Below are 17,332 nucleotides of genomic sequence, written 5' to 3'. Positions count from 1 at the left end.
CGGATTGATTCTTCAAGGAATTCGCGCGCCAGTCGCAGGTGGCCCGGAAACGCGCCCGGGAGAAGCCGGCGGACGCGGTTACTCGGCCGCCGGCTGCAACCTCCCGTCGATTCGCCGGGAGATGGCGGTGTACTCGTCGCGCAACTCCTCGGGCAGGATCCAGGCCGGAGCGTCCTGCCACGCCAGCGGGCGCAGGAACCGGCGGATCGACGTGGCACCCACCGACGTGTGCACGGCGTTCGTCGACGGCCACGGTCCACCGTGGTGCTGGGCCCACGACACCCGGACACCGGTCGGGTATCCGTCGAAGACGATGCGACCCGCGCGGGCGGCGAGCACGTCGACCAGTCGACGTACGACCTCGGCGTCGTCGCCCGGTCCCCGGTGCAGCGAACCGGTCAGCGACGGCGGAACGGCGGCCAGCGCGGCGTCGAGGTCGGCGGCGTCGTCGTAGCGGACCACGATCAGGAGCGGGCCGAAGCACTCGTCGGCGATCTCGGCGCTCAGCCCGGCGAGACCGACCTCCAGGAGGGTCGGCGCCACTGTGAAGCCCGCCCCGGGTTCGACAGTGGGCCGCGCCGACACCCGGGCGCCGGCCCGCTCGAACTCCGTGGACCGCTTCTCGTACGCGTCCCGGATGCGCTCGTTGAGCAGGACCGTGCCGCCCGACGCGTCGACCTTCGCCCGCAGCCCGTCGACCAGGCCGTCACCACCCGGATCCGACGGAACGAACGCCAGGCCGGGCTTGGTGCACAGCTGGCCGCCCGAGTTCGTGAAGGAGCCGAAGAGCCCCTCGGCGATCTGGTCTGCCCGAACGGCGGCCGCGTCGGGCAGGACGACGATCGGGTTCACGCTGCTCAGTTCGGCGTACAGCGGAATGGGGTCGGGTCGTTCGTCGATGGCCGCCTGGATGGCGCGGGCGGCGTTGACCGAGCCGGTCAGTGCGGCCGCGCGGATCGCCGGGTGACGCACCAGCGAGCGACCGGCCTGCTCCCCGTACACGGTCGCGACGACACCCTCGGGCCCGCCGAGGTCGCGGACGGCCGACTCGATCGCGGCGGCGGAGGCGTGCGAGGTCAGGGGGTGGGACGGGTGGGCCTTCAGGATCGTCGGACACCCGGCGGCGAGTGCGGCGGCCGTGTCACCGCCGGCGACCGAGAAGGCGAACGGGAAGTTGCTGGCGCCGAAGACGGCGACCGGCCCGAGGGGTACGAGCATCCGCCGCAGGTCCGGGCCCGGTCCGAGTGGTGTGTCGGCGGCGTGGTCGATGGCGGCCTCGACGTACGCTCCGTCGCGCAGCACCTCGCCGAACATCCGGAACTGGAGCGCCGCCCGGCTGAGTTCCCCGTTGAGTCGCGCGTGGCTCAGCCCGGTCTCCGCCTCCGCGGCAGCGACCAGAACCTCCCGGCGGGACTCCAGCGACGCGGCGATCGCGTCCAGCAGTTCCGCGCGGCCGAGCCTCCCGCGGGCGGCCAGCCACTGCGCCGCCGCCGACGTCTGACCGGCGATCACCTCCAGCCGAGACTCGTCCGTCTCGGTGAGATCCGTCGCGCGACTCTTACCGTCGCGCGGATCGACAGTGTTGACCACGTTCACAGCAGTCCTCTCCTCACCAGATTGCCCATGAGATCGCGGACGCCGAAGTGCCAGGGCTCGCACTCCTCCGCGTGCCGCACCCGGTTGACCAGGGTCCCGAGCGCTGGGCAGCTGATCCGTACCACGTCGTCGACCTTGTGGGTGAAACCCTCACCGGGGCGGTCCCGGTCCTGGATGGGCGCGAACATGGTGCCGAGCATCAGGGCGGCGCCGTCGGGATAGTGGTGGTGCGGCCCGATCAGCTGCCGGACCAGTTCCTCGGGATCACGCGACATCTGGGTCATCTCCGAGACCGCCTCCAGGTGGAAGCCGTCCACGCCTCGAACCTCCAGGCGCACCTCGAGTTCGCGTACCCGATCCATGCCGAACCGGTCGTCGAAGAGCCGGATCAGGGGGCCGAGGGCGCAGGAGGCGTTGTTGTCCTTGGCCAGGGGAAGCAGGAGCGCCGAGCGGCCCTCGATGTCGCGCAGGTTCACGTCGTTGCCGAGGGTGGCGCCCACGATCCGGCCACTGGACTGGACGATGAGCGTGACCTCGGGTTCCGGGTTGTTCCAGGTCGAGGCGGCGAGCACGCCGACCGGAACGGCGGTGCCGACGGCGGAGAGAATCTGGCCCTTGGTGAAGATCTCGGCGTCCGGGCCGATGCCGACCTCCAGGTACTGGCTCCACATGCCCTCGGCGATCAGCAGACTCTTGAGCCGATCCGCCTCCGGTGAGCCCGCCTCCAGGCTGTGCAGGTCGACACCGACGTCGGCGAGCATGCGGTGCCGGATGTCCGCCGCCAGTGCCAGGTCTCCCCGCGCCCGCTCCTCGATCACCCGCTCGATCATCGAGATCGGGAAGGTGACCCCGGCGGCCTTGAGCGCCTGGAGGTCGACCGGGGCGAGCATCCAGGGCCGGCTGCGGTCGCGGGTCGCGGCCCCCGTGTTGGCCAGCATCTCGGCGAAGTCGCCAACCCTCGGCCCGTCGAGCCCAGCCACTGTCGCGGCGGGATCGGGCAGCTCACAGATGTCGCGGACGGTCGGGAACCGGCGGCTGATGTCGATGACCTCGCCGTCGCGGACGGTCACCGGTGAGGGTCCGTCGCTGGACGGGTCCCAGATCCGGCCGATGAGGACGCTGTCGGCATCGTCCGGCAACGCCTCGGCGGCGGTACCGACCCAGTTCGCGGCCGACCCTCGGGGCCGTGGCAGCGTCATGAGTCGCTCTCCAGGTTGAAGAAGGACCGCTCGTCGCGGGGACGGATGTCGAAGACGGCGTCCTGGAACATCCGCAGCGGGTGCGGTGTGAACGGATGCTGCTCGATCGCTGTGAGGTCCACCTCGATGCCCAGGCCGATCCCGCTCGGGATGAGGATGTCGCCGTCGTCGGTCAGCACCAGCCGCTCGTTGGTGATCTCGGGGCGCCAGGGCACGTCGGTCGCCATGATCTCCAGGTACCGGAAGTTGGGCAACGTGGCCCCGAGTTGCAGCGTCGCGGCGGTGCTGAGTGGACCACTCGGGTTGTGCGGCGCGAAGCCCACGTAGCTGGTCGCGGCGAGCGTGGAGATGAAGGCCAGCTCGGCGATCCCGCCGGCGTGCGTCACGTCGGGCTGGACGAAGTCGACCGCCTGGCGGGCCAGCGCCGGCGCGAAGCCCTGCCGCCCGTACCACCGCTCCCCCGCGGCGATCGGCACAGGCGACGCGCGACGGATGTCGACGAGCGCGTCGAGGTTGTCCGGCGGGCAGGGCTCCTCGAACCACACCGGGTCGAACTGGGCGATCTCCTTCGCCACCTTGATTGCGTGGCGGACGTCGAAGCGCCCGTGCCCCTCGACGAACAGCTCCACCTCGCGGCCCACCGCGCCACGGACCGCGTCGATCTGGGCCAGCACCCGGTCCAACTGGGCGGTGTTGATGGTCAGGTCGTAGTTCTCGAACGGGTCCCACTTGAGGCCCCGGAAGCCCGATTCCACGGTTCGGCGCGCGGCGGCCGCGTAGTCCTCCGGCGTGACGGCACCTGAGAACCAACCGTTCGCGTACGCGCGGACCCGGTCGCGGGTCGCGCCGCCGAGAAGCCGGGAGACCGGTACGCCGAGCTCACGCGCCGAGATGTCCCAGAGGGCCATCTCCAGCGAGCTCAACGCCGTCATGATCACCGGGCCGCCGCGCCAGTACCAGTCCCGCGCGGTCTCGTAGAGGATCTTCGAGATGTTTGTGGGATCGAGGCCCACGACCGCCTCGGCCAGCTCGGCGATGGCACCCTGGACGGCACGTTCCTTGCCCTCCAGGGTGGCCTCGCCGAGCCCGACGATCCCCTCGTCGGTGTGGACCCGCACGATGACGAGGTTCGTGCGGTAGAAGTCGACGACGAGTGTGTCGACAGAGACGATCTTCATCTTTCGGCTCAACCCTTCACCGCGCCGGCGGTCATGCCGGACACCACGTACTTCTGCACCAACAGGTAGAAGGCGACGGCCGGCAGCGTGAACAGGAAGGCGACGGCCATCACCGTCTGGATCGGTGTACCCAGCTCGCCGATGAAGTTGGCGATGCCGACGGAGGCGGGTTGGAGGTCCGGGTTGAAGATGAACGTCACAGCGAACACGTACTCGTTCCAGGCGTGGAAGAACGCGATGACAGCGGTGGCCGCGATCGACGGCGCGATGAGCGGCACGTTGATGCGGGTCAGGGTGGTGAAGGGCCGGGCGCCGTCGGCACGCGCGGCCTCCTCCAACTCCTTCGGGATGCCGTCGATGGCGCCCTTGAGGATCAGCGCGACGATCGGCAGGACGAAGGCGGAGTTCACCAGGATGAGGCCGGTCAGCGAGTCGAGCAGTTCGAAGCGGCGGAACAGCGCGAACAGCGGGACGACCATGAGCGCCTCGGGAAGCATCTGCGTGAACAGCAGAACGACTGTCAGCACGGCCTTGCCCCAGAACGAGAACCGGGACAGCGCGTAGCCGAGCGGGATGCCCAGGCCGACGGAGAGCACCATCGTGCCGACGGCGATGATCAGGCTGTTGAGCAGCCAACCGGCGGCCTTGCCCTCGGCGAGCGCGTCCACGAAGACCCCGAACTGGCCGAGGTCCGGCGTGAGCCGGGGCTGATCGGCGAAGAGGTCGCTGTTGCTGGACAGCGCGGTGACGAACATCCAGTACAGCGGGAACACCGCGATACCGAGCACGACGAGCACGGCGACGATCCGTGCGGTGACACCGAAACGGAAGCGCCTCATCGGACGTCCCCCTTCTCCACGGCGCGGGCGACCAGGCGGCTGCCGATGACGACGATGAGCGAGATGACGACGCCGACCATGCCGATGGCCGCCGCCGAACCGAGTTCCTTCGAGTCGAAGGCCTGCGAATAGAGGTCGATGACGAGCGTCTCGGTGGCACCGACCGGCCCGCCCTTGGTCATCAGCCAGATCAGCTCGAACCGCCGCAGCGACCAGATCGTCATCAGCAGAGCCAACAGACCCACAGTCGGCTTGATGACCTGCCAGGTGACGGCCCGGAAGGTGGCCCACCGTCCGGCACCGTCCACCGTCGCGGCCTCGTTGAGATCCTGCGGTACGGACTGCAGGGCGGAGAGCAGCACCACGGAGGTGAAGGGGAACAGCTGCCAGATGGTCGTGGCGAGCACCGCCGGGAGCGCGTAGCGCGGGCTGTCGAGGATGGCGCCACCCGGGACGCCGAGCCCGACCGCGTCGAGGAGTCGGTTCACGATGCCGTACTGGGCGTTGAGCATCCAGGTGGCGATGAGCGCCACCGCGATGCCCGGTGCGGCCCAGGGGACGGTCACCAGCGCCCGTGCCACGCCGCGGCCGCGGAACTTCCTGTTGAGCAGGAGCGCGACGGCGAGCCCGGCACCGATCGCGACGACCACGCAGGTGATCACGTAGATGACTGTGATCAGCAGGGTGCGGTGGAACTCGGGGTCACCGAAGATCCGGTTGAAGTTGTCGAGCCCGACCCACTCACTGCGGGTGGGGTTGAGCAGCCTCGTCCTGGTGAAGCTGAGGTACACCTCCTGGACGAGGGGTACCGCCTGGAAGACGAGGATAAACAGTGCGGCGGGTGCCAGGAACAGGTACGGCGTCCACTTGCTACCCAGCGGGCTGGGCCGACGCCGGGGCCGGCCTGAGGGTGTTGTCTTCGGTACTCCGGTCTGCTCGACCACAGTCATCGGATCGGTCCTTCTGGGGGAAGGACGCCGCCGACGCACGAATCCTTGCGTCGGCGGCGTCGCCGTGTCGAGCGGTCAGCGGACCAGTTCGGTCGCCTGCTGCTGGGCGCGGTCCAGTGCCGACTTGAGGTCGGCCTTGCCCTGCAGTGCCGCGACCACGTTCTGCACGACCACCTTGCGGATGTCCGGCGTCTTGGCCTCGAACCCCAGCACGATCTGCGGCAGGCTGGTCTCGGTGAGCCCGTCGAAGACGGGGAGGAACGGCGTGGCCTTGAGCGCTTCCGCGCTGCGCTGCGTGGTGGTGGCGACGCTGCTCGCGCCGAGGATCTCCTGGAGCTTCACCTGGTTCTGCGGCTCCAGCGCCCACTTGATGAAGGTGCCGGCCTCGTCCTTGCCCTCGCTGGCCTCGTTGATCACGATTGGTGCGAGGATCGCGCCCTGCTTGCGGACCGGGAACGGGATGGGCGCGACGTTGAAGTTCAGCTTGGCGTTCTGGCCACGCGTGGCGGTCACGTAACCGCCGTTGTTGAGCTCCATCCCGACCTTGCCCTCGGCGAACATCCGCCGGAACGTGGCAGCGTCCGCGCCGCGCGGGATCACGTTCGCGTCGTACAGGTCCTTGAACGCCTGGAGGCCCTTGAGGTTCTCCGGCGAGTTGATCGTCAGGTTCTTTCCGTCGGACCACGCGCCGCCGAAGCCGTAGACGTAGTTGAAGATGTCCTGCCAGACACCGGCCTCCTCGGCCTCGGTCTGGCGGAACGCCAGGCCGAAGACGTCGCCCTTGGTCAGCGACTTGGCGGTGGAGGTGAACTGCTCGTAGCTGGTCGGCGGCGTCGGGATCAGGTCCGCGTTGTAGAACATGGCGTAGTTCGACGCCTCGAAGATGACGCCGTGCCGCACACCGTCGTGGACCATGAACTGGTCCGGCTGCTTGAGCAGGTCGTACTTGCTGGCGTCGATCACCTTGTCCAGCGGTGCGACGAGGCCGGCGTCGGAGGCCGCCTCGAACTCGGGCATGTCGAAGCGGACCAGGTCGGGGCCCTTGCCGCTGCCCATCTGCGTGAGCACGGTCTGGCCGAAGGTCGGGTACGGCACCGCGGCGGCGGAGACCTGGACCTTGGTCTGGCTCTGGTTGAACTCGTCGAGCCACTTCGTCAACAGGGGCCCGCGGCCCGGGTCGCCGAAGGTCGAGGCGGCGAAGGTCAGTTTGGTGACGCCGTCGCCGGAGTCGCCGTCGGAGCCGCAACCGGTCAGGAGCGTGGCGGCAAGGCCGAGGGCACATGTCGCCCTGGCGATGCCGAAATAAGCGCGCTTGTTACCCATCGTTACTCCACTGTTACGAGATGACGTCAAGCCGATGAAATTGCAACGATCGTAGCGTCATGTGCAACGGTGTCAAGTGGCGATTGCGCATGGCGTCATCTATATTGCACAATATGCAATGACAGCGACGGCGCTACCGTCGCGCGAGGGGAGACACAGCCTTGGCGCAATCGATTCGCCGCGCGATCGACCTCATCCGTCGATCCGCGGAGCACCCGCTGTCCCTTACGGAGGCTGCGGACGTGCTCGGCGTCCACAAGTCCACAGCGCTACGCATACTGCAAACACTGGAGTCCGCGCGCTTCGTCCGCCGGACGGGCGCGGGCACCTACGTGCTCGGCAGCGGCCTGATCGAGTTGTCCGAGCTCGCGCTCGGCTCGATGGACCTTCGCCAGCCCGCCGCCGCACACCTGCGTGCGCTGCAACGCGAGACCGGCCACACCGTACACCTGGCACAACTGACCGGCGACGAGATCATCTATATCGACAAGGTCGACAGCCCGGCGTTCGACGCCGTCAAGCTGCCGTCGCGGGTGGGACGCGCGGTGTCGATCTACGCGAGCGCCGTGGGCAAGACCATCCTCGCCTACCTCCCCCGGCAGGAACGCGACAGGCTTCTCTCCCACGTCGTCTTCGAGAAGTTCACCGACACCACCTACACCGACCACGACGCCCTGGAAGCCGAACTTGCCCGCATCCACGACTGTGGCTGGGCCATGGACAACGGCGAGCACGACGCCTACGTGATGTGCGTGGCCGCGCCGATCAGGGATTCACGGGGGCAGGTCATCGCCGCTGCCTCGATCACGGCGATCGAGGTCATCGCGAGCCTCGACCAGCTCAAGAGCAACCTTCCGCTGCTCCTGGAGACCGCCAACAAGATCTCGTACGAGCTCGGCTACGCGCCGCCGCCCACCGTGGCCAGCCCGGACGGCGAGATCCTCTCGGCGACCTGACCGCGCACGTCCCGGGCGATCACCGCGTTCTCGGCGCCGACCCGCCGGTGACGCGGTGGTGCTCGTCGGTCTCCATGTCGATGAATGCCTGGATCATGCCCCGGTAGATCCGTTCGATCAGGTCCGGGTCGGCACCGGCCTCGCTGGCCAACGTGCGGACCCGGGCCACCACCTGCGCCACCCGGTCCGGTGCACGGACGGCCTGAGCGTCGCTCTTGAGCGGGGCGGCCTGCCGGACCAGCTCCTCCCGACGGGCGAGCAGCCCGACCAGGTCCCGATCCAGCTCGTCGATCCGAGCGCGGATCGCTGTCAACGTCGTCGCGGTCTCTGCCACGCCGGAAATCGTCGCACGACAGCGACACGATCAGGGGACCCGTTCGCCAGCAGATGCGTCGAATGCCGGCTATCACCCTAATCTCGACACGTTCATGTTCGCCTCGGCACAGCAACCACGGAGGGTGACGATGGGCGGAATGCCACGGCGTCAGTTCGTCAGACTCTCCGGAACCGCCGGCGCCACCGGACTGCTGGGACTGGTCGGCGCGGACCGGGCGTTGGCCGACGGGGGCCCGGCCCCCGCGCCGTCCCCCTCGACACCCGGCGGCCCCGGAGCCGCGGCCTGCCCCACACCCTCGGCCCTGTGCGGCTACCCCGCCGACACCGGCGGGAGGTACGACCTGTGGGACCGGGTCCAGGTCTGCGAGGGCACGAAGACCGGGCCGCCATTTCCCCAGTGTCTGCGGACCACTCCCACGTACGTTGTCCTCAATGGAGGGTCGGGCTCGAACCACGACTTCCTGCTCGTGCCCAGTTGCCGGATCAGCGGCATCGAGTGCCCGTTCATCACCACCGCCAGCGCGCCGAACTACTGGCTGGACGCCTGGGACAACGCCCAGCCGGGGCAGCCGGGGCACGTCGTCTATCCCCACCTCGGGCTGGGCGTCAACTCGGCCGACCCGACGATCCGTCAGCAGGACCAGCTCCACATTCACCTCGCCGGGATCCACTCGGGAATCCAGACGCAGCTGAACAACCACGACAGCGCGATCAGCAACGACCCGACCCGGTGGCGCAACCAGATCGTGCCGATCTGGGGCCTGACGAGCACCGGCCTGCCCGCCCCGCGCTCGTACCGGGTTCTGCACGTCGCGAACCTGAACGGGAACCTCTTCCGGCTCCTGCTGGACAGCGTCGTGCGGCCGACCGGAGCGGCCATGGCCGCGCAGATGCTGGCCGTGACGCCCCGCCTGATCGGCGGCGGCGGTTTCTACGTCCTGAACAGCGAGCCGGGCCTGCCCGTCCCGGCCGGTCAACCCGGGGGTACGGGCACCGTCGACTTCCTGCTGGCGTACGCCTGAGCCGCCCGCTCAGCGCAGCAACGCCATCCGGTCGATGATGGAGTCGCGCAACTCCGGCGGCCAGGGGAACAGCGGCGCTGCCACGCGGAGCTGGGCGAACCCGTGCAGCCCGACCCAGAGCGCTGTCGCGTCGCCGAAGGGGTCCGCGCTGGTCGACCGTCCCGCCGCAACACAGTCCGCGAGCCTACGCCGCAAGACCTCGAAGGCCCCCATGCCGAGCACGGCGAGCTCGTCCGCCATGGCGGGCGCCCGCTCAAGGGCCTGCCCGGCGTCCCAGACGGCGCCGAACATCACCCGGTACTGGTGGGGCCGGCGTTCGGCGAAGGTCAGGTAGGCCGCGCAGGTCACGCGTAGGCGCTCGACCGGATCCGCGTCCTCTGGTGTGCCCAGTTCCTGCTCCAGGATGTCGAACGCGCGTTGCGCGACCGCGAGCAGGATCGAGTCCAGGTCCGGAAAGTGCGGATAGATCGACGGCGCGGAGATGCCGGCCTGCCGGGCGATCCCCCGCAGGGTCACGCCCTGCGGCGCTCCGTCCTCCAGGAGCGTCATCGCGGCGTCGACGATCTCGTCGCGCAGTTGGGCACCTTCGCCGCGCTTGTTGCGGGCCCGCGTTCTCGGTGTGGTCACCCCTTGACTTTACAGGCGTTAGGCGAGCGCGTAAGTTAACGACTGTAAGTTGACGGACGTTTTCTCAACAAGGAGCCTCTCATGACCACAGCGACCGCTACCCGAATCGACACCGCCGCCCCCACCCACCGCGCTGACCTTGCCGGCCGTGCGCTGGCGGCCCTCGCGTCCCTCGCCACCGGCGTCGCGTTCGTCAACGGCGTACTACTGACCATCAACGCCAGCGACGAGCGCCTGTTCATCGAGGGCTGGCGGGTCTCCAGCTTCGGCATCTTCGCCGCGCTCTTCGCCCTGCTGGCGGTCAGGCCGCGCCAAGCGGCCGGCGTCTGGGAGATCGTGCTCGCCGGCAAGGCCGCCCTCGTCGTGTTCGGCGCGCTGATCGGAGACGTTCCGGAGGCCCGCCTGTCGGCCGTCATCGACTTCGGGCTCGTCGCCGTCGTCGGGGCCGCGTACGTGCTGTGCCGTGGCTGGTTGGCGTGGCGTCCCGCGACCACCAACCCGACCCGATGACTAAGACGACACTGCCCTCCACCTCGCCTTCCCGCCGCGTCGACCGGAGCGTCACCATCTCGATCTGGGCGGTCCCGGTCCTGGTCGTCGGACAGTTCGCCATGCTGGCCATCGTCCCGGTCGTCCTCGCGCTGACCGTCAGCCTGCGCCACGCCCACCTACGCCGACTACGTCGCTGGACCATCGCTCTCGCCACCGCCTACGCCACTCCGCTGATCCTCTGGGCCATCGGGCCCGACCGCGCCCCGAGCCTGTCCAAGGACATGCACCCGGTCTTCGCCGCACTGATCGTCGTGGCCGCGCTGGCCGCGGCAGCTGCCCTCCACATCGGCAGGCGGCGTTCGAGCAGGCCCGACGGCTCGTCGAACGAGCGGCCGTACTCCCGGGCCGCGCCGTGACCGATCCGCTTCTCCCCCGGCGAGCGGAAGCGCCGGATCGCCCGTCGCCGTCACCCGACAGTGGCGGGCGATCCGCGAGGCGACCCGGTGTCAGCTCGCGACGTCGCTGCCACTGACGGCGCCGGCGCGAAGGCCCTGATCGATGAAGCTGACCAGCCAGCTGAAGCTCTCGTCGACGGACGCGTCGATCTGGAACCCGCCGGCCACCTCAAGGGTGGCGAACCCGTGCAGGACGCTACGCAGCGTCCGCATGGCGTGGATCACCTGGCCGGGGTCGAGGTCGTACCCGCCCAGCATGGCCGCCCATGAGGCGAGCACCCTCTCGCTGGCCGGGATGAACGGGTCGTCCGGGCCGGTCGGGCGGGCGGCGTTGCTGGCCGCGTACCGGCCGGGGTGTTCCCGCACGAACGTCCGCATCGCCTGCGCTCCGGCGGCGAGGGCTTCGCTGCCGGAGCGGCCCTGGATGGCGTCACGGAGGGCGTCGCCGGCCTGGGTCATCCCCAGGATGGCGATCCGGTGTGCCAGGTCGGCCTGGCTGGCGACGTGCTTGTAGAGCGAGGGGGTCTTGATTCCCAGCCGTTCGGCGAGCAGGCCCATGCTGAGGTTGTCGAAGCCGACCTCGTCGACCAGCGCGGCTGCGGCTTCGGTGACCGATGCCGGGGTGAGCCGCGCCTTAGGCACTGGTCAGCGTCCGGGCGAGGAAGGGCCGGGTCAGCGCGAGGACCTCGTCGGGCGTCTGGACGTGCGGGTAGTGGCCCGCGCCCTCGATGACAGCCAGCTCGCCGAGCCCTCGCGGCAGGTCGGCGAGGATGCGCTCACCCTCGGCCCGTGGGTCGGCCCAGTCGGGGTCGACGCTGCCCTGGATCACCAGGACCGGGCAGGTGACGTTCGGCAGTTGCCGACCGGCGTCGGCCGGGCTGCTCTTGGCCATGGACTGGAGGGCCTTCATCCGGCCGGGCTCACTCATCTTGGCCTCGATGCGCGCCAGCTCACCGTGCCAGTCGGCGGGCTTGGTGGGGATCGCCACGTCGAGGTACCTGCGCCAGTTCGCCACGCTGCCCCGCACGAGCACCTGCGCCAGTTGGAGGTAGCCGGCGCGGAAGCGCTTCACCCGCACCAGACCACCCAGGTCGAAGGACTGCGCACGGGTGAACGGCGCCAGCTCGATGACGCCGGTGATCAGCTCGGGGGCGGTGGCGGCCGCGATGGTCGCGGCGCCGCCGCTGATCGACTGGCCGATGATCACGGCGGGGCCTCCGAGGTGGCGCACGACGGCGACCAGATCACCAGCGATGTCGGTGCGGCTGTAGCCGTCCCAGCCGAGACTGGAGTCGCCGCAGCCACGAATGTCGACGTTGGCGACCCGGTATCCGGCCGCGGCGAGAGCCGGGGCGACGAACCGGTAGGAGTGCCGGCTGTCGCCCATGCCGTGCGCCAGGACGACAAGTGGGCCCTGCCCGGTCACCTCGTACGCGAGGGTGTTGCCGGCGATGTTCAGGTATTCGGTCATGACGTCCTCCACCAAGCTAACGAGATTAGCTAAAGGCTAACCACATTAGCCGAGATGGGCAAGTGTCGGTCGCCGCTACTTCCCTCCACCCATGCCGAGCTGGGGATAGAGGGCATCGGGGGCGGCGGCCGCCCCGGTCGGCCGAGCGACAGTGACCGTCGTACCGAAGTCGCTGTAGCGCAGGGACGCGTTCGGCAACCCGTTGGCCTCCGGGATCAGGAAGGTGACCAGCCGACCCTCGGTGTCCAGCGTCGCCCGGAAAGCGTGGCTGCGTGCGCCGTCCGGGAAGACACCACCGGGAGGGGGGCGGAAGCTGATCCCGTTACCGGCGGCAACCCGGGTCACATCGATCGTCCCGGTGATCTCGGTGCCGTTCACCCGTGCGGTGACGATCGCGTCGATGAGGCGGCCGGAGCCGCCGAAGTCGTTTCTGCCCGGCGCGAAGCTCAGGGGCGGACGTTGTCGCTGTACGACAGCGCCGCGATCTGACTGGCGATATCGACGTCGTGGCGCGACCTGTCATGCCCGTCACGGTAGGACGACCTGGCAAGGTCCGGTGACCCGTATAGTTCCGCGATGGAAACGGACACGGTGCGACAGGCTTACACGTCCGTCGCGGAGCTCTACATCGAGCTGTTCGGCACGAGCCAGCAGGTGGACGCCGACGACCTCGCTCTCATCCGGCGACACCTGGGCAGCCGGCCCGGCCGGGTGCTCGATCTGGGGTGCGGGCCTGGCCACCTCACCGGATACCTTTGTGAGCTGGGCGTTGACGCAGTGGGGATCGACCTGGTCCCCAAGTTCATCGCCCACGCCCGGGCGGCCCACCCGGGCGTCGAGTTCCACCTCGGCTCGATGGAGCGCCTCGACATCGCAGAGAACTCCGTCGACGGCATCCTGGCCTGGTACTCGTTGATTCATCTTCCGCCGCCCGAGTTCGACGGCATGCTCAAGGAGTTCCGAAGGGTGCTGGTCCCGGCCGGGCGGTTGGTCCTGGGCGTCTTCGACGCCGAGGAGGTCGGCGCCTTCGACCACAAGGTCCTGACCGCCTACCGCTGGCCGGTCGACGAAGTCTCCGAACGACTCGGCCGGGCCGGTTTCCGCGAGGTGGAACGCCTCCGGCGGCCTGCCACCGACGAGCATCGGCTGCTTGCCGCCATCGCGGCGATCGCGGTGTGAGGACGCCGAGGGCCGGCCTCCCGTCTGGGAGACCGGCCCTCGCCCAGCTGAGCACCCGAGTCCGGGCGGGCGTCAGCACTCAGGCGTTGAGCTTCCCGGCGATCGTGACGACCCGCTCGGCCATGTGGTCGAGCGCGGCGAACTGGGCGTCGCCCAGCGGGGCGTCGTTGCTGCCGCCGGTGACGTGCGAGACGCCGTACGGGTTGCCGTCGGCGAACTTCAGCGGGTCGGTGTAACCCGGGGCGACGACCAGACCCCCGAAGTGGTGGATGGTGTTGTAGAGCGCGAGAAGGGTCGACTCCTGGCCGCCGTGCGCGGTCATGGAGGCGGTGAAGCCGGCGTACACCTTGTTGGCGAGCTGGCCCTGCGCCCACTGCGGACCGAGGGTGTCGAGGAACTGCTTGAGCTGGCTGGCGACGTTGCCGTAGCGGGTGGGCGTGCCGAACAGCACCGCGTCCGCCCAGACGACGTCGTCGGCGGTCGCCTTCGCCTCGTCCTTGGTGGCGTCGAAGTGCTGGCTCCAGGCGGCGTTGGAGGCGATGGCCTCGGCCGGGGCGAGCTCCGGAACCTGACGCAGACGCACCTCGGCGCCAGCCTTCTCGCCAGCCTCGGCGAGGCGCTTGGCCATGGCGTGCAGAGTGCCGGTGGACGAGTAGTAGATGACGGAGAGCTTGGTCATCGGAGGCATCCTTCCCAAAGTAGTTGCCGCTGATAAATTTGCGGCCGCAACAATCTCGACACTAGCAGCCGCCTGGCGGCGTCCCAACCTCCTGACCATGCCCACCGGCGTGACGGAGCACACCAGGGGAACGGCGCGGGCCGCAGCCGTCCAGCCGATGAGGCGGAATGCGCGCGCCCCTACGATGAGGTGATGGACCCCGCGGGGACGCCACCGGCGGCGCGGTACCACCTGCTCGGGCCGGTCGAGGCGCGGTCGGCCCGCGGGGAACCGCTGGCCCTCGGCACGCCGATGCAGGTGCGCCTCCTGGCCGTGTTGATGTCGCAGCCGGGCACCGGGTGGTCCATCGACCAACTCGTCGACGAGCTGTGGCAGGGGCGCCCACCGAAGACGGCAGCCGGCAACGTGAAGACCTATGTCTGGGCGCTGCGCCGGGCACTGCGCTCCCCGGGCTTCCCCGACCCCGCCATCGTCGCCGGGCCCACCGGCTACCGTCTTGCCCTGAACGGGCTGACGGTGGACAGTGTGGCCTTCGACGACCTGGCCCAGCGCGGGTATTCCGCGCTGCGGCAGGGTCACTGGTCAGCCGCCCAGGAGACGTTCGAGGCCGCGTTGGCGCTCTGGCGTGGGGAACCGTTCGCGGGCCTCCCCGGCTGGGGGGTGTTGCGCTCAGTCCGAGCGCGCCTCGAAGAACAGCGGTCCAGCCTGGTGGAGGAGGTCGTCGACCTCAAACTGCGCGCCGGACAGCATCACGAGCTGATCGAACCGCTGCGGAGCCAGGTCGACGACGACCCGCTGCGCGAGCGCCCATGGGGGCAACTGATGGTGGCCCTGGCGCGGACCGGCCGGCGTGCCGACGCGCTGGCGACGTACCGGCAGCTTCGCCACCTCCTCGCCGAGGAGGTGGGAGTCGAGCCCGGTCCCGATCTCCAACAGCTGCACACCCGCATCCTGCGGGCGGAACGCGAGCCGTTGGCATCCGATCCGCGGCCCTCGGAAGGAACCCCGCCGCGATTCGTCCCCCGGCAGCTGCCGGCCCCACCGACGTTGTTCACCGGCCGGGCCCGGGAGCTGGCCCGGCTCACCTCGCTGCTGCTCGATGACCCCCGCTCGGCCAGCACCGTCGTCATCACCGGTACGGGCGGCGTCGGGAAGAGCTGGCTGGCGCTGCGCTGGGCGCACGACAACCGGCATCACTTCCCCGACGGGCAGCTCCACGTCGACCTGGCCGGATTCGGCACCGCGACGCAGGAGGCGTCACCCTCGGCCGTCGTACGCTCGCTGCTGCCCGCCCTGGGTGTGAAGCTCCTGGAGATCCCCGCGGAGCCGGCGGCCCAGTTCGCCCTGTACCGCAGCCTGACCGCAGCCCGACGGCTGCTCGTGCTGCTCGACAACGCCCGCGACGCGGAACAGGTGCGGCCACTGCTTCCAGGGTCGACACGCTGCGGTGTGCTCGTGACGAGTCGCCACACCCTGCCCGGCCTGGTCACCACCGATGGCGCCCATCTCCTCGCCCTGGACCTGCCCAGCGACGACGAAGCGCGCCAACTGCTCGTCCGCCGACTGGGCGCGCAGCGGGTCATCGCCCAGCCGGCAGCGGTCGACGAGCTGATCGGACGTACCGCGCGGTTGCCCCTGGCTCTGTCCATCGTGGCCGCGCGAGCCGCCGCCCGGCCCACGTTTCCGCTCCAGGCCATCGCCGACGACCTGGCGGCGAGCCGGGGCGGGCTCACCGCCCTGGCCACCGACGATGCCGCCACCGACGTGCGCACGGTGCTCTCCTGGTCGTACCGACTGCTCAGCGCGGACGCGGCCCGGCTGTTCCGGCAGATCAGCCTGCATCCCGCCCCGGACGTCAGCGCGGCGGCGGCGGCCAGCCTCGCCGGGGCGCCACCGCACCTGATCCGGCCGGCGCTCGACGAGTTGGCCCGGGCGAACCTGCTGGCCGAGCAATCCCCCAACCGCTTCCGCTGTCACGATCTGCTCCGCGCGTACGGGGAGGAACTGACGCGCGCTCTCGACCCTCCGGCCGACCGTGGCGCCGTCCGCCGGCGCGTGCTCGACCACTACCTGCGTGTCGCTCGTGACGCGGCGAGGCTTGTCGACCCCGGCTGGCAGCCGCTCGATCCGCCGCTCCTGCCCACCGACGCGTCACCGTCGGCGTTCGCCGACCACCGGGCCGCGCTGGCCTGGTTCACCATCGAACAGCGGGTGCTGCTGGCCGCCGTCGACGACGCGGTCGCGCACGGCTTCGACGCCCACGCCGGGCAGCTCGCCCAGGCCCTCACTCCCCTGCTCGGGCGGCTCTCGCAGTGGCACGACCTGGCCACCGTGCAGACCATCGCGGTCGCGGTCGCGTGCCGCCGCGCTGACCCACGGGCCGAGGCGCTGGCCCACCGGGACCTCGCGCTGGCCCATATCCAGAACCGCCGGTTCGGTGCGGCCCACCACCACCTCCGGCGCGCGATGGCACGGTACGACCAGGCCGGCGACCGCCCGGGGCAGGTCAGCGCCCATCTGCACCTCGCCTGGCTGTCCGACATCGAGGGAGACGCCGGGGCGGCGCTGCCGCACGCCAGGCACGCGCTGGCACTGGCCAGCCACACCGGCGACCGGCTCGGCGAGGCGGCGGCGCTCAACGCGCTCGGCTGGAGCCACGCGCGGCTGGACGAGCACGCCCGCGCCATCGCCTACTGCGAGCGGGCGCTCGCGCTCTACGAGGAGGCCGAGGATCGGCTCGGCGCGGCCCACACCTGGGACAGTCTCGGATTCGCCTATCACGGCCTCGGAAAACACCCGAGCGCGGCGGACTGCTATCGGCGCGCGCTCACGCTCTATTCCGAGGTCCAGGACCCGTGCGGGAGGGCGGACACGCTCGTCCGCCTCGGCGACACCCATCAGGCGCTGGGCGACCACGACACCTCGGTCGACCTGTGGCGGCAGGCGTTGGCGATCCTCGACCGGGTCGGTCATCCACAGGCCGCGGTGCTGGCCGAACGGCTGGCCGCGTACCAGTGAACGTCCTGCGCC

At 70.0% G+C, this 17,332-nt stretch carries 18 protein-coding genes; 6 read left to right on the top strand and 12 right to left on the bottom strand.

The window, feature by feature from the left end:
* Positions 1–78: 78 nt before the first annotated feature.
* The 6 genes from ACLQ3F_RS09425 to ACLQ3F_RS09400 form a co-directional block, all read right to left on the bottom strand.
* A complete protein-coding gene (locus ACLQ3F_RS09425; RefSeq protein WP_425847911.1) occupies positions 79–1,596 on the bottom strand; it encodes an aldehyde dehydrogenase family protein in 1,518 nt (505 codons plus the stop codon).
* Positions 1,593–2,795, bottom strand: a complete 1,203-nt coding sequence (locus tag ACLQ3F_RS09420) for a fumarylacetoacetate hydrolase family protein (protein WP_425847908.1) — start codon at positions 2,793–2,795, stop codon at positions 1,593–1,595. The genes ACLQ3F_RS09425 and ACLQ3F_RS09420 overlap by 4 nt, the downstream gene beginning before the upstream one ends.
* The gene (locus ACLQ3F_RS09415) at positions 2,792–3,973 is read right to left on the bottom strand and encodes a mandelate racemase/muconate lactonizing enzyme family protein (protein WP_425847905.1); all 1,182 of its coding nucleotides are present in this window, start codon (positions 3,971–3,973) and stop codon (positions 2,792–2,794) included. Before ACLQ3F_RS09415 ends, ACLQ3F_RS09420 begins: the two co-directional genes overlap by 4 nt.
* Before the next feature lie 8 nt (positions 3,974–3,981).
* A complete protein-coding gene (locus tag ACLQ3F_RS09410; RefSeq protein ID WP_124819289.1) occupies positions 3,982–4,812 on the bottom strand; it encodes a carbohydrate ABC transporter permease in 831 nt (276 codons plus the stop codon).
* The gene (locus tag ACLQ3F_RS09405) at positions 4,809–5,762 is read right to left on the bottom strand and encodes a carbohydrate ABC transporter permease (RefSeq protein ID WP_425847902.1); all 954 of its coding nucleotides are present in this window, start codon (positions 5,760–5,762) and stop codon (positions 4,809–4,811) included. The genes ACLQ3F_RS09410 and ACLQ3F_RS09405 overlap by 4 nt, the downstream gene beginning before the upstream one ends.
* Positions 5,763–5,837: 75 nt before the next feature.
* On the bottom strand, positions 5,838–7,085 hold the full coding sequence (locus ACLQ3F_RS09400; protein ID WP_357203931.1) for an ABC transporter substrate-binding protein: 1,248 nt from the start codon (positions 7,083–7,085) through the stop codon (positions 5,838–5,840).
* A 161-nt stretch (positions 7,086–7,246) separates the two neighbouring features.
* Here ACLQ3F_RS09400 and ACLQ3F_RS09395 point away from each other — a divergent pair, with 161 nt between their 5' ends.
* A complete protein-coding gene (locus ACLQ3F_RS09395; RefSeq protein ID WP_425847899.1) occupies positions 7,247–8,041 on the top strand; it encodes an IclR family transcriptional regulator in 795 nt (264 codons plus the stop codon).
* A 19-nt stretch (positions 8,042–8,060) separates the two neighbouring features.
* Here the strand turns inward: ACLQ3F_RS09395 and ACLQ3F_RS09390 are convergent, their stop codons facing one another.
* The gene (locus tag ACLQ3F_RS09390; protein ID WP_425847897.1) at positions 8,061–8,375 is read right to left on the bottom strand and encodes a chorismate mutase; all 315 of its coding nucleotides are present in this window, start codon (positions 8,373–8,375) and stop codon (positions 8,061–8,063) included.
* Between the two features lie 139 nt (positions 8,376–8,514).
* On the opposite strand from ACLQ3F_RS09390, the gene ACLQ3F_RS09385 reads away from it, so the two are divergent.
* On the top strand, positions 8,515–9,399 hold the full coding sequence (locus tag ACLQ3F_RS09385; RefSeq protein WP_425847895.1) for a CDP-diacylglycerol diphosphatase: 885 nt from the start codon (positions 8,515–8,517) through the stop codon (positions 9,397–9,399).
* Positions 9,400–9,408: 9 nt separating this feature from the next.
* Here ACLQ3F_RS09385 and ACLQ3F_RS09380 read toward each other — a convergent pair whose 3' ends face one another.
* A complete protein-coding gene (locus ACLQ3F_RS09380) occupies positions 9,409–10,026 on the bottom strand; it encodes a TetR/AcrR family transcriptional regulator (RefSeq protein ID WP_425847892.1) in 618 nt (205 codons plus the stop codon).
* Positions 10,027–10,107: 81 nt separating this feature from the next.
* On the opposite strand from ACLQ3F_RS09380, the gene ACLQ3F_RS09375 reads away from it, so the two are divergent.
* Together ACLQ3F_RS09375 and ACLQ3F_RS09370 are read left to right on the top strand one after the other, a co-directional pair.
* Positions 10,108–10,536: a hypothetical protein gene (locus tag ACLQ3F_RS09375; protein WP_425847890.1), complete on the top strand. Its 429-nt coding sequence runs from the start codon at positions 10,108–10,110 to the stop codon at positions 10,534–10,536.
* Positions 10,533–10,934 (top strand): hypothetical protein, encoded by a 402-nt coding sequence (locus tag ACLQ3F_RS09370; protein WP_425847887.1) that lies wholly within the window; start codon positions 10,533–10,535, stop codon positions 10,932–10,934. The genes ACLQ3F_RS09375 and ACLQ3F_RS09370 overlap by 4 nt, the downstream gene beginning before the upstream one ends.
* 90 nt (positions 10,935–11,024) lie before the next feature.
* Here ACLQ3F_RS09370 and ACLQ3F_RS09365 read toward each other — a convergent pair whose 3' ends face one another.
* The 3 genes from ACLQ3F_RS09365 to ACLQ3F_RS09355 all read right to left on the bottom strand — a co-directional run bounded on the left by ACLQ3F_RS09365 (position 11,025) and on the right by ACLQ3F_RS09355 (position 12,822).
* Complete coding sequence (locus tag ACLQ3F_RS09365; RefSeq protein ID WP_425847884.1) at positions 11,025–11,615, bottom strand: TetR/AcrR family transcriptional regulator; 591 nt, start codon at positions 11,613–11,615, stop codon at positions 11,025–11,027.
* The gene (locus tag ACLQ3F_RS09360; protein ID WP_425847881.1) at positions 11,608–12,444 is read right to left on the bottom strand and encodes an alpha/beta fold hydrolase; all 837 of its coding nucleotides are present in this window, start codon (positions 12,442–12,444) and stop codon (positions 11,608–11,610) included. Before ACLQ3F_RS09360 ends, ACLQ3F_RS09365 begins: the two co-directional genes overlap by 8 nt.
* 75 nt (positions 12,445–12,519) lie before the next feature.
* Entirely contained in the window at positions 12,520–12,822 is a 303-nt protein-coding gene (locus ACLQ3F_RS09355) for a hypothetical protein (protein WP_425847879.1), read from the bottom strand.
* A gap of 198 nt (positions 12,823–13,020) precedes the next feature.
* Here ACLQ3F_RS09355 and ACLQ3F_RS09350 point away from each other — a divergent pair, with 198 nt between their 5' ends.
* The gene (locus ACLQ3F_RS09350) at positions 13,021–13,623 is read left to right on the top strand and encodes a class I SAM-dependent methyltransferase (RefSeq protein ID WP_357227407.1); all 603 of its coding nucleotides are present in this window, start codon (positions 13,021–13,023) and stop codon (positions 13,621–13,623) included.
* A 79-nt stretch (positions 13,624–13,702) separates the two neighbouring features.
* Here ACLQ3F_RS09350 and wrbA read toward each other — a convergent pair whose 3' ends face one another.
* The gene (wrbA, locus tag ACLQ3F_RS09345; protein WP_387350143.1) at positions 13,703–14,311 is read right to left on the bottom strand and encodes an NAD(P)H:quinone oxidoreductase; all 609 of its coding nucleotides are present in this window, start codon (positions 14,309–14,311) and stop codon (positions 13,703–13,705) included.
* A 183-nt stretch (positions 14,312–14,494) separates the two neighbouring features.
* On the opposite strand from wrbA, the gene ACLQ3F_RS09340 reads away from it, so the two are divergent.
* A complete protein-coding gene (locus tag ACLQ3F_RS09340; RefSeq protein ID WP_425847876.1) occupies positions 14,495–17,320 on the top strand; it encodes a BTAD domain-containing putative transcriptional regulator in 2,826 nt (941 codons plus the stop codon).
* Positions 17,321–17,332 lie beyond the last annotated feature (12 nt).

This window comes from Micromonospora sp. DT15 (assembly GCF_049841475.1).
Lineage (GTDB): Bacteria > Actinomycetota > Actinomycetes > Mycobacteriales > Micromonosporaceae > Micromonospora.
Note: the sequence above shows the minus strand (reverse complement) of the source record. Positions and strands in the feature narration are given on the sequence as shown.